The organism is Rhizobium sp. P2_G2, from assembly GCF_056403555.1.
Window position 1 is genome coordinate 43125 of sequence record NZ_JBFUFF010000042.1, and the last position, 10618, is coordinate 53742.

Annotated in this window: 10 protein-coding genes and 1 pseudogene; 5 read left to right on the forward strand and 6 right to left on the reverse strand. The window is 61.8% G+C overall.

Annotation, left to right across the window (positions count from 1 at the left end):
- Positions 1-3 precede the first annotated feature (3 nt).
- Complete coding sequence (locus AC1D06_RS24850; protein WP_477988479.1) at positions 4-1050, forward strand: DUF2332 domain-containing protein; 1047 nt, start codon at positions 4-6, stop codon at positions 1048-1050.
- Positions 1051-1130: 80 nt separating this feature from the next.
- On the opposite strand, the gene AC1D06_RS24855 is transcribed toward AC1D06_RS24850, so the two are convergent.
- From AC1D06_RS24855 to AC1D06_RS24875, 5 genes are all read right to left on the reverse strand, one after another.
- The gene (locus AC1D06_RS24855; protein ID WP_477988480.1) at positions 1131-1355 is read right to left on the reverse strand and encodes a hypothetical protein; all 225 of its coding nucleotides are present in this window, start codon (positions 1353-1355) and stop codon (positions 1131-1133) included.
- Between the two features lie 63 nt (positions 1356-1418).
- Positions 1419-1964, reverse strand: a complete 546-nt coding sequence (locus AC1D06_RS24860) for a sarcosine oxidase subunit gamma (RefSeq protein ID WP_477988481.1) — start codon at positions 1962-1964, stop codon at positions 1419-1421.
- Positions 1957-4953 (reverse strand): sarcosine oxidase subunit alpha, encoded by a 2997-nt coding sequence (locus tag AC1D06_RS24865; protein ID WP_477988482.1) that lies wholly within the window; start codon positions 4951-4953, stop codon positions 1957-1959. Before AC1D06_RS24865 ends, AC1D06_RS24860 begins: the two co-directional genes overlap by 8 nt.
- Entirely contained in the window at positions 4950-5264 is a 315-nt protein-coding gene (locus AC1D06_RS24870) for a sarcosine oxidase subunit delta (protein ID WP_477988483.1), read from the reverse strand. Before AC1D06_RS24870 ends, AC1D06_RS24865 begins: the two co-directional genes overlap by 4 nt.
- A 15-nt stretch (positions 5265-5279) precedes the next feature.
- Positions 5280-6533, reverse strand: coding sequence for a sarcosine oxidase subunit beta family protein (locus AC1D06_RS24875; protein ID WP_477882218.1), 1254 nt, complete (start codon positions 6531-6533; stop codon positions 5280-5282).
- Positions 6534-6847: 314 nt separating this feature from the next.
- Here AC1D06_RS24875 and rpsU point away from each other — a divergent pair, with 314 nt between their 5' ends.
- From rpsU to AC1D06_RS24895, 4 genes are all read left to right on the forward strand, one after another.
- On the forward strand, positions 6848-7084 hold the full coding sequence (gene rpsU, locus AC1D06_RS24880; RefSeq protein WP_477988485.1) for a 30S ribosomal protein S21: 237 nt from the start codon (positions 6848-6850) through the stop codon (positions 7082-7084).
- A gap of 119 nt (positions 7085-7203) precedes the next feature.
- Entirely contained in the window at positions 7204-8079 is an 876-nt protein-coding gene (locus AC1D06_RS24885; RefSeq protein WP_477988486.1) for a tetratricopeptide repeat protein, read from the forward strand.
- A 58-nt stretch (positions 8080-8137) separates the two neighbouring features.
- Entirely contained in the window at positions 8138-9205 is a 1068-nt protein-coding gene (locus AC1D06_RS24890) for an NAD(P)/FAD-dependent oxidoreductase (protein WP_477988488.1), read from the forward strand.
- Positions 9206-9256: 51 nt separating this feature from the next.
- Positions 9257-9772: a P-loop nucleotide/nucleoside kinase family protein gene (locus tag AC1D06_RS24895; protein WP_477988489.1), complete on the forward strand. Its 516-nt coding sequence runs from the start codon at positions 9257-9259 to the stop codon at positions 9770-9772.
- 208 nt (positions 9773-9980) lie between these two features.
- On the opposite strand, the pseudogene AC1D06_RS24900 reads toward AC1D06_RS24895, so the two are convergent.
- Positions 9981-10618 (reverse strand): annotated as a pseudogene (locus AC1D06_RS24900) (hypothetical protein); the annotation flags it as partial.

Consider the following 10618-nt stretch of genomic DNA (forward strand, 5'->3'; position numbering starts at 1 on the left):
TGAATGCCTTACGATATCCGCGCCGCATTCCTCGGCCAGGCAAAGGCCTGCGACAGCCTGGGCTCGCCCTTCACCGCCCGTGTCTGCCGCCTGCTGGCCGAACGGCTCGAAGCCGACAATCCGGTAGGAACCACCATTCTCGGATGGGAAGGCGATCCCTCCCCCGCGGCCGATTCCGTGCCGTTGCGCATCGCCGGCTGTTTGCACGCACTCGTGCTGCAGGGCGGCGACGGTCTTCTTTCCGCCGCCTATCCACCATCCGAAAGCGATGACGATGCGCTCTGGGCAGCCATCCACCACGCTTTAACGGCGCATTCCGATTTCATCCTCGAGCGCCTGAAGTCAGCGCCGCAAACCAACGAAGTGCGCCGCTCAGGCGCATTACTGCCCGGTTTCCTGACACTCGCCGCCCGCTTCGGCAAACCGCTGGTGCTGTCGGAAGTGGGCTCCAGCGCCGGCCTTAACCTGCAATGGGATCGCTATTTCTACCGCCTCGGCGATGCGACCTGGGGCGATCCGAATTCGCCCGTCGTCATCGCCCCGGAATGGCGCGGCGCACCCCTGCCCTCCGCGTCCCTGACCGTACAGGATCGCGCCGGCTGCGACCTCAACCCGGTCGACGCCGCCAACCCCGAGCACCGCCTGCGTATGCTCTCCTATATCTGGGCCGACCAGGCGGACCGCCTCGCCCGCACTCGCGCCGCCCTCGACCTTGCCGCCGCCTACGGCCTCAATATCGACAAGGCCGACGCCATCGACTGGTTGAAAACCCGGCTGGAGTTCATCCAACCCGGCGCGGTGCATGCGATCTTCAATACCATCGCCTGGCAATATCTGCCGAAGGCCTTGCAGGCTGAAGGTGAGCGGCTAATCGCCGAGGCTGGCGAAAGAGCAACGGAGGATGCGCCTCTGGCGCGTTTGCAGTTGGAGGCCGACGGCAAGCCGGAGGGCGCGTCGCTCACTCTGCAGATTTGGCCAACGGGAGAGAAGCAGGAAGTTGGCCGCGGCGATTTCCACGGCCGATGGGTGGATTGGAAGGGCTGGCAATAGCCCTATTTCGTCGCTTTATCATTTCCTTGATCTGGAAAAATATCCGGTTCGGGAAGTGGCAATTCGTTGTCTGTGCACCACTAAGCCATCCATCGCTCGATGGCTTCCGACGAAATGAATATTCCCCTGTCCGCTTCGGCAATAGCAGCCGCAATTTCTCGCCGCTTATACTCTCGATTGTCGAGGAAAGTTTCGATCGCTTGCGCAGCCATCGCCGCAACTGAAACATCTTCGTCCCGCGCAACCTCTTCGAGTCGACGCTGCAGCTCCGGCTCAAGATGAAGAGGAAAGGGAATACTGGCCATCGATCAATCCACCATGCGCTATATCCACCAGGAACATAGCGCATGGTATCCGGTTCTCAAAGCTTAGAGAGCGGCGTCCGCCGCGCCCTCGGCCAGCATGCCGAAGCAATATTCGGCGAACGAGCGCCAGCATTCGACGCGATAAACATCTTGAGCCGTCCGGTAGAGGATGATCTCCATCTTGCCGAGCACGGTGCGGGCGCAGGCGCCGACCGGGAACGAAGCTTCCGAGAGATCATGCGGGCAGCCGGCATTGATCGCGGCGGCCGCACCTGCGCCGGTGACGAGGATGCCGACATTGCGGTGCGAGATATCGACCGCCGAATGCAGCACGCCGGAATTGCCGGCAAGAGCGACAAAATCGGTGCCGTCTGGCCCGATCAGGAACCATTCGTCCGGCCCGATCCACAGCGCATGCCTGTCGTTGCTCGCAGACGAATGCTTCGGCTGCGTCGGCAGCGTGACGCCAAGCGCACTGGAGAGCGCACCGACCGCATCCGGCTTGGCGCGCAACGCGGCGCGGGCCGCCGCCGGCAGCAGGTCGATACGCACTGTAGCAGAACCTGCGGCAGCATGGGAGAGCGGCGATTTACGGACTGCTTCAGCCATTGATCCGGCCTCCTTCCTTGTCATAGAACACCATGTCGCAAACCTCGACCGGGATCACCCGGTCCGGCATCGGCACGTAAAGCGTCTGGCCCATTTTCGACCGTCCGCCGGCGACCAGCGCCAGTGCAATCGAATGGCCGAGATTTTCCGACCAATAGGACGAGGTGACGTGGCCGAGCATTTTCATCGGCTTCGGCTGGTTCGGATCGGCGACGATCTGCGCGCCTTCGTCGAGCACCACCTTCGGATCCTTGGTGCGCAGGCCGACGAGCTGCTTGCGGCCTTCGCGGACGATGTCCGGACGCTTCAGGCCGCGAATGCCGACAAAGTCAGCCTTCTTCTTGCCCACCGCCCAGGAAAGGCCGGCATCATCGGGCGTGACCGTGCCGTCGGTATCCTGGCCGACGATGATATAGCCTTTCTCGGCGCGCAGGATGTGCATCGTCTCGGTGCCATAGGCGCAAGCGCCCAGGGGTCCCGCGCGCTCCCAGATCGCTTCCATCACCGACTGGCCGTAATCAGCCGGCACGTTGACTTCGAAGCCGAGCTCGCCGGCAAAGGTCATGCGGAAGAGCCGCGTCGGCACGCCGGCGATCTTGCCTTCCACCACGCTCATATGCGGGAAAGCCTCGGCCGATAGATCGATGCCCTCGAGCAGCGGCTCAATGATCTCGCGCGCCTTCGGCCCCTGCACGGCGATGACCGCCCACTGTTCGGTGGTCGAGGTCAGCCAGACGTCGAGATGCGGGAATTCCGTCTGCAGATAGTCTTCCATATGGTGCATGACGCGCGGCGCACCGCCGGTCGTCGTGGTCACATGGAAACGGTCTTCCGCCAACCGACCGACGACGCCGTCGTCATAGACGAAACCGTCTTCGCGCAGCATGATGCCATAGCGGCAGCGGCCCGGCTTCAAATTGTCCCAGCTGTTGGTGTACATCAGGTTCATGAACTTGGCCGCATCCGGCCCGACGACCTCGATCTTGCCGAGCGTCGAGGCGTCGAACACGCCGGCAATCGTACGGACCGTCGTGCATTCGCGGTCGACGGCCTGATGCATGTCCTCGCCCGGCTTCGGATAGAACCAGGCGCGCTTCCAGTTGCCGACATCCTCAAACACCGCACCCTGCGCCACCGACCAGTTATGGATCGGTGTCTTGCGGGCCGGGTCAAACAGCGCACCGCGCGAATGGCTGACCAGCGTGCCGAAGGTCACCGGCGTGTAGGGTGCGCGGAAGGTGGTGAGACCCACTTCGGGGATCGGCTTGCCGAGCGATTCTGCTGCGATCGCCAGGCCATGGACGTTGGAGAGCTTGCCCTGGTCGGTCGCCATGCCATTGGTGGTGAAGCGCTTGATGTGCTCGATCGAGTGCATGCCTTCGCGCACCGCAAGCCGGATGTCCTTGGCCGTGACGTCGTGCTGGAAGTCGACGAAGGCCTTGGCCGTCGTGTTGTCGGGGCCTGCACCTTCCGCCGCACCCGCCATGCCGCCGGTCCAGGCGAAAGGCTGGCTGGCCGAGATGGAGAGCGATACCGGCTTGTCACTACCGGTCGCACGCGCCATCAATTCGCCGGCGCCAAGCGCTTCCTGGATGGCAGCCTCGATCGAATCCGTGCCGTTGCAGGCGCCGACCGAAAAACTGTTCTCATGGTTGGTGCCGGGCAGGAAGCGCTGGTTCTCACCATCGAAGGCGAGCTTGCCGCGCGACTGCGAGAAGAGATGCACAGCAGGTGTCCAGCCGGAGGAGACGATCAGCGCGTCAACGGCGATCTTCTCGCCCTGCCGCATGCCCCGGCGTGCCACCTCGATCGACTTGATACGCAGGCTGCCGGACGTGCCGATGACCGCGGAACCGGTCATGACATTGATGCCGAGCGAACGCGCCTTGGCGAGCACTTCTTCACCGGGCCGGTCGCGGCTGTCGACGATGACGGGAACCTGCACGCCGGCCGCCTTGAGATCGAAGGCTGCCTCATAGGCCGAATCATGCGCCGTATAGACGCCGACCTTGGCGCCGATGGCGACGCCATAATGGTTGAGATAGGTGCGTGCGGCCGACGCCAGCATGATGCCCGGCCGGTCATTGCCGTCGAACACCATGTGCCGCTCGATCGCGCCGGTGGCAAGAACGACGCGCTTGGCGCGCACCTGCCAGAGCCGCTCGCGCGGCTGATGCTTGTCGGGATTGGCGAGATGGTCGGTGACGCGCTCGGCAAGGCCGAGGAAATTGTGCTCATAATAACCGAACACTGTCGTACGGGTCAGCACCCGGACATTCGGCATGGCGGCGAGCTTGGCGCCCATCGCCTGCGCCCAGGCATAGCCGTCCTGGCCGTCGATGGTCACGCCGGCATCGAAGTGCAGCGCACCGCCCAAGGTCGGCCGCTCATCGGCGAGGATGACGCTGGCGCCGGCTTCGGCCGCGGCCAGCGCCGCAGCAATGCCGGCGACGCCGCCGCCAGCGACCAGCACGTCGCAATGCGCATAGCGGCCGGCATAGTGATCCGGATCGCCTTCCTTCGGCGCTTCGCCGAGGCCGGCCGCCTTGCGGATCTGCGGCTCATAGACATTCTTCCAGGCCGATTTCGGCCACATGAAGGTCTTGTAGTAGAAGCCGGCGGCGAAGAACGGCGACAGCAGGTTGTTGACCGCGCCGACATCGAAGGCCAGCGACGGCCAGCGGTTCTGCGACTTGACCTTCATGCCGTCGAACACTTCCTGCACCGTAGCGCGGACATTCGGCTGGGCGCGAGCGGCGTCACGGGAGATATCGAACAGCGCATTCGGCTCTTCCGGACCGGCGGTCAGGATGCCGCGCGGCCGGTGGTACTTGAACGAGCGGCCGGCGAGATGGATGCCGTTGGCGAGCAGCGCCGAGGCGACGGTGTCGCCTTCCAACGCGCCGAGCACACGGCCGTCATAGGTGAAGCGCGCCGTCTTGGCGGGCGTCAACCGGCCCTTGCCGGCAATACGATTGGCTCCGCTCATTTTGCGCCTCCTGCAAGCCGGGCTTCGATAGTCGCCTCATCAGGCCGCGGCTCTTCCTGCTTGTAGGTCATGACAAACTTGTCCGTCACGGTGTGGCGGATGGCGCGGAAGAATTTTCCGCAGCCATGGATATGCCGCCAGCGTTCGAAGATCAGGCCCTTGGGATTGTCACGCATGAAGAAATATTCGGCGAATTGCTCGTCGGAGATTTCAGTGATGTTCTGCGGGCGGTCGATATGCGCGTCGCCGGCGCCGCGGAACTCGAGTTCCGAACGGTCTTCCTGGCAATAGGGGCAGTAGATGAGCAGCATTGTCGGAGACCTCGTTCAGTGCGCCACAGCCGCGGCGGCGGCTTCGTCGATCAACCGGCCGCTGGTAAAGCGGTCGAGCGTCAGGCCGGCGGCCAGCGGGTGCGGTTCGTCCTTGGCGATCAGGTGGGCGAAGAGATGCGCCGAACCCGGCGTCGCCTTGAAGCCGCCCGTTCCCCAGCCGCAATTGACATAGAGATGCTTGACCGGCGTCTTCGACTGGATTGCCGAACGGTCCGGGGTGTTGTCGGTGATGCCGCCCCATTGGCGCATCATCTTCACCCGCCGGAAGATCGGGAAGATTTCGCAGATGGCATCGAGCGTGTGGGTGATGATCTGCAGGCCGCCGGTCTGAGAATAGGAGACATATTGGTCGGTGCCGGCGCCGATCACCAGTTCGCCCTTGTCGGACTGGGAGATATAGGCATGCACGGTGTTGGACATGACCACGCAGGGGAAGATCGGCTTCATCGGCTCGGAAACCAGTGCCTGCAGCGGATTGGAATGCAGCGGCACGCGCACGTCGGCCATCGCCATCAGCACGGTGTTGTGGCCCGAGGCCGACACCGCCACCTTCTTGGCGCCGATAAAGCCCTTGGACGTGTCGACGCCGGTCACGGCGCCATCGGGGCCACGGCGGATGCCGGTGACTTCGCAATTCTGGATGACATGCACGCCGCGATCCGAAGCCGCGCGAGCATAGCCCCAGGCAACCGCATCGTGACGGGCCGTACCGCCGCGACGCTGCAGCGCTGCTCCGTTGATCGGATAGCGGGCGGCGGCGGCGATATCGAGCGGCGGGCAATATTCCTTCGCCTGCTCCGGCGTCAGCCATTCATTGTCGATGCCATAGAGGCGGTTGGCATGAACATGGCGCATGAAGGTCTGGCGATCATGCACCGTATGCGACAGCATCATCACACCGCGCGGCGAATACATGACGTTGTAGTTCAGGTCCTGCGACAGATTCTCCCAGAGCTTCAGCGAATGCTCATAGATATCCATGCTCTCGTCATAGAGGTAGTTCGAGCGGATGATCGTGGTGTTGCGGCCGGTATTGCCGCCGCCCAACCAGCCCTTTTCGATCACCGCGATATTGGTGATGCCATGCTCCTTGGCGAGATAGTAAGCGGCACCGAGGCCGTGGCCGCCAGCGCCGATGATGATGACATCATAGTCCTTGCGCGGCTCGGGCGAAGACCACTGCTTCTCCCAGCCTGTATGGCCACGCATGGCCTCGCGGGCGATGGCGAAAACTGAATATTTGCGCATCCGATGGAAGCTCCCTATCGTCAAGCGATGCTGATGTCGTTGCAGGACCAAATCGCAAAAATACGACGTTGGCAACGTCCGTTTTGCGACGCTGCAAAGCGCGCCTCCGCCATGCTCTAAAGTCGGATGTAGCAGGATTTGCGACGAGTATGCAGCGGATTTGCATCAAAATATAAAGTCGGCACTGGACTTGGAACGACGGTTCTGGTAGTGCGTTCTCTCAATCGCGTGACCTTCGGCCATGCGAAGGCAACCTTTGTTTTCCGGAATCTTCGCCATTCCGGCTCCAACTCGAGATAAGGAACGGGATTCACGTGCAGGTACTGGTTCGCGACAATAATGTTGATCAGGCGCTTCGCGCTCTCAAGAAGAAGATGCAGCGCGAAGGCATTTTCCGTGAAATGAAGATGCGTGATTACTACGAGAAGCCCTCTCAGAAGCGCGCCCGCGAAAAGGCGGAAGCTGTCCGCCGCGTCCGCAAGCTGGCTCGCAAGCGCGCCCAGCGCGAAGGCGGCATAGTCAGCGGCGGCCGTCCTGCTGCAACCCGTTGATCTGCCGTCGTTCTGACGAAATCTGATAGATAAGTGGCGGGGGCGATTCGGTTCGCCACCGCCTTTTTTTGATTGAGTTTGGCTGTCCGCCGGGGCGGTTTGCGGGAAGACGATCGATCATGAACAAACGCACTGCAGATTGCCGGGGCAACCTTTTCAACGGACGCGGGCTTGCCGCGATGCGCACGGGCCTCATTCTGCTGTCGCTTGCCGGCTCCCTTGCAGCCTGCACCACCGACACCACCGATACGATTCGCATCAACAAGGCGCAGGGCGCGGAAGAGAACATCGCCTCGCTCACCGCCGTCATCAATTCCAACCCGTCGGATCCGGAAGGCTACAATACCCGTGGCTCCGCCTATGGCCGTGCCGGCGAATTCAGCGACGCGCTCGACGACTTCAACAAGGCGATCGAACTCAATCCGAAATTCTACCAAGCCTATGCCAATCGCGGCCTGATCGAACGCAACATGGGCAAGCCGGATCTGGCGCTGCAGGATTACACCACCGCGCTCAAGCTCAGCCCACGCTACGACGTCGCCTTTATCGGTCGCGGCAATGTCTATCGCCAGGCCGGACAGCTCGACCAAGCGCTCGCCGACTATAATCAGGCGATCGGCCTCGACACGACCGATCCGCGCGCCTACCATAACCGTGGTCTGATCGAGCAGAAAAAGGGCAATCACGCCAAGGCGATCGAGGATTTCTCCTCGGCGATTTCGCTGTCGCCCAATTCTCCCGAACCCTATAACGGCCGCGGTATCTCCTATCTGGCGACCGGCGACGACGATAACGCGTTCGCCGACTTCAACCACGCCATCGAACTCGACGGCACGCTGGCAGAATCCTGGGCCAACCAGGCGCTGGTCTACGAACGCCGCAAGGACTTGAAGCGCGCCTACAAGTCCTACATGCACGCGATACAGCTGGACCCGAAATACCAGCCGGCGCGTGACGGCGTGGATCGCACGAGAAGTTCGGTCGTGGCGAATTAACCGCTTCTGATACAATCGAAATCTTCGCTATGCTGCGCCAGCAGAGCGGAGATTCGACATGGCCAAACCCAACATCATCGTCATCGGCGGCGGCATCATCGGCGCGTCCATCGCCTGGCATCTGGCCAGACGCGGTGCGCCGATCACAGTCTGTTGCGCCCGGCCAGGCGGCGTGGCAACGCCCAATTCCTTTGCCTGGATCAATGCCAGCTGGGGCAATCCGGAACCCTATTTCCATCTCAGGCGCCATGCCATGGCCGGCTGGCGGCGGCTGGCCGAATCCGTCCCCGGCATCGCGCCGCGCTGGAGCGGATCGATCTGCTATGACCTGCCGCCGGATGGGTTGGAAAATTTTGCAGCCGAGCATTCATCCTGGGGATACGGGATCGAGCGCATCAGCCGGGCGCAGATCGCAGCGCTTGAGCCGCATATCGCCGAACCGCCGGAATGGGCGCTGAAGATTGACGAAGAGGGCATGATCGAGCCGGACGCCGCCGCCCGCGACCTGCTTGCCGATGCAGAAAGATCGGGCGCAACCTTGGTTGAAGGCACTGAGGTGCGCGCCCTCTCCGCCCGCAACGGCCGGGTCACCGGCATCGTCACCGACGCCGGTACCATCGACGCCGATGAAGTAATCGTCGCGGCCGGCGCCGCCACGCCGGAGCTTGCCGCATCCATCGGCGTCACGGTTCCCCTCACAGCGTCGCCCGGTCTGTTGGTGGACACGAAACCGGCCCCGCCGCTCATCCGCCACATCATCGTCGCACCGGACATGGAAATGCGCCAGGCTGCCGATGGTCATATCGTCGCCTCCACGTCGTTTAACGGCACCGATCCCGGTGAGGACCCCGAAGCCACCGCGCACGCTGTGTTCGACGACCTCGCCTCGCGACTTTCGGACGCGAACGGCCTCGAATACGACAGCTACCGAATCGGCTTCCGCCCGATGCCGAAAGACGGTTTCCCGATCATCGGTCGAGCGTCAGCCGTTGACGGCCTCTACCTCGCCGTGACCCATTCCGGCATCACGCTGGCACCGGCAATCGGCGAATTTGCCGCCAATGAAGTCCTCGACGGTGCTTCCCAGTCGCTGCTTGCGCCCTACCGGCTTTCACGCTTTGAATAGGTCGCAGGCAAAAGCGACTTTTCTCTCGATGTCTCGAAAGGCGATTCGCCAATGTTCATCATATTCGCAGGCCTTCCCGGAACCGGCAAAAGCACGATTGCGCGCCACCTGGCCGAGTGCCTGGGAGCAATGTATCTCCGCATCGACACGATCGAACAGGCGATCCGCTCATCCGGCATCCTGCCTTTCAGAACAGACGTAGGACCGGCAGGCTACATGGCGGCCTACCGGATCGCCGCCGACAATCTCCGACCGGATCGTGTGATCATCGTCGACTCGGTCAACCCGCTGAAAATCACCCGAGATGCTTACAGACATGTTGCGGAACAGGCAGATGTCGACTTTCTAGAGGTGGAAGTCGTGTGCTCCGACGTCGACATGCATCGCAATCGTGTTGAAACCCGGCAGACAGACATGGAGGGACTGACAAAGCCGAGCTGGGAACAGGTCGAAGCCCGTCACTACGAACGGTGGGACCGGCCCCATCTAGTACTGGACACGGCATCCCTGTCCGTCGATCAGAGCGTCGAGCGAATTATGACCGCTCTCAGTGCTCCATCGCCTTGACGATCTCCTCGGTGACCTTCTTTGCGTCTCCCAAGCTTCCCGCCAATGCCTAAGGACGGCCTCCCGAACATCGGTCGTGCCACGGCCGCCGACGGCATCGATCTCGCCGTGGCGCTTTCCGGAATGACGCAGGCGCCGGCGACCGACGAATTGCCGCCAAGGAAGTTCTCGACGGCGACCCGGAACCGCTTCTGGTGCCTATCGTCCGTCACGGTTTGGTTGATTGCCTGGACGACGTATCCGCCACCTGGGCGTTCTCCAGGTACGGCACCTGGTAATATTTTTCTTCATCGATTGAATTCAACAGGAAAAGATAAGCCAGCACGGGCGACATCTGAGCGCCAGGGAAATAGGTAGCAAAGAGGGACGTGGCTTTGTTCCGATGAGAGAAGAATTCATAGACACGTTTCTGAACGAACTGGACGAGATCGGGATCAGCCTTGCTGATTAACAGGGCATAGGGTTCGTAGGTATAAGTGGTTGGCGACTTCTCAGGTTCGGTTCCGGAGCATTGCCCTTTGGCTTGGGCGGATTCGAGTTTTGACTCGATAATCTCGCGATCGCCGAAGTAGGCGATTTTGGCGCTGAGCACCTTATCCGGAATATTGCAGAACCAGGCAATCAAATCGTCGTGGCTCGGAAAACTACAGACATGATAGTGCCCGTCGTCACTGCGTACCGCCTTCGCGAGATTGCAAGGCGGGCTTATGATTGACCCGGTGTCCCGGTAACCGTTGGCATAGGCATCGACAAACGCGCTTTTGATATCGCAATCATCTTGGTTCTGCGTATCGTCCTCATAGAGCGCAAACATATCGTTCCTGCAAGCGAGGGACACCACACGCT

What these genes read in the sequence shown, in the direction of transcription:
- AC1D06_RS24850 (WP_477988479.1), top strand. Translation starts at nt 4, where the DNA reads ATGCCTTACGATATCCGCGCCGCATTCCTCGGCCAGGCAAAGGCCTGC.
- AC1D06_RS24855 (WP_477988480.1), bottom strand. Translation starts at nt 1,355, where the DNA reads ATGGCCAGTATTCCCTTTCCTCTTCATCTTGAGCCGGAGCTGCAGCGT.
- AC1D06_RS24860 (WP_477988481.1), bottom strand. Translation starts at nt 1,964, where the DNA reads ATGGCTGAAGCAGTCCGTAAATCGCCGCTCTCCCATGCTGCCGCAGGT.
- AC1D06_RS24865 (WP_477988482.1), bottom strand. Translation starts at nt 4,953, where the DNA reads ATGAGCGGAGCCAATCGTATTGCCGGCAAGGGCCGGTTGACGCCCGCC.
- AC1D06_RS24870 (WP_477988483.1), bottom strand. Translation starts at nt 5,264, where the DNA reads ATGCTGCTCATCTACTGCCCCTATTGCCAGGAAGACCGTTCGGAACTC.
- AC1D06_RS24875 (WP_477882218.1), bottom strand. Translation starts at nt 6,533, where the DNA reads ATGCGCAAATATTCAGTTTTCGCCATCGCCCGCGAGGCCATGCGTGGC.
- AC1D06_RS24885 (WP_477988486.1), top strand. Translation starts at nt 7,204, where the DNA reads ATGAACAAACGCACTGCAGATTGCCGGGGCAACCTTTTCAACGGACGC.
- AC1D06_RS24890 (WP_477988488.1), top strand. Translation starts at nt 8,138, where the DNA reads ATGGCCAAACCCAACATCATCGTCATCGGCGGCGGCATCATCGGCGCG.
- AC1D06_RS24895 (WP_477988489.1), top strand. Translation starts at nt 9,257, where the DNA reads ATGTTCATCATATTCGCAGGCCTTCCCGGAACCGGCAAAAGCACGATT.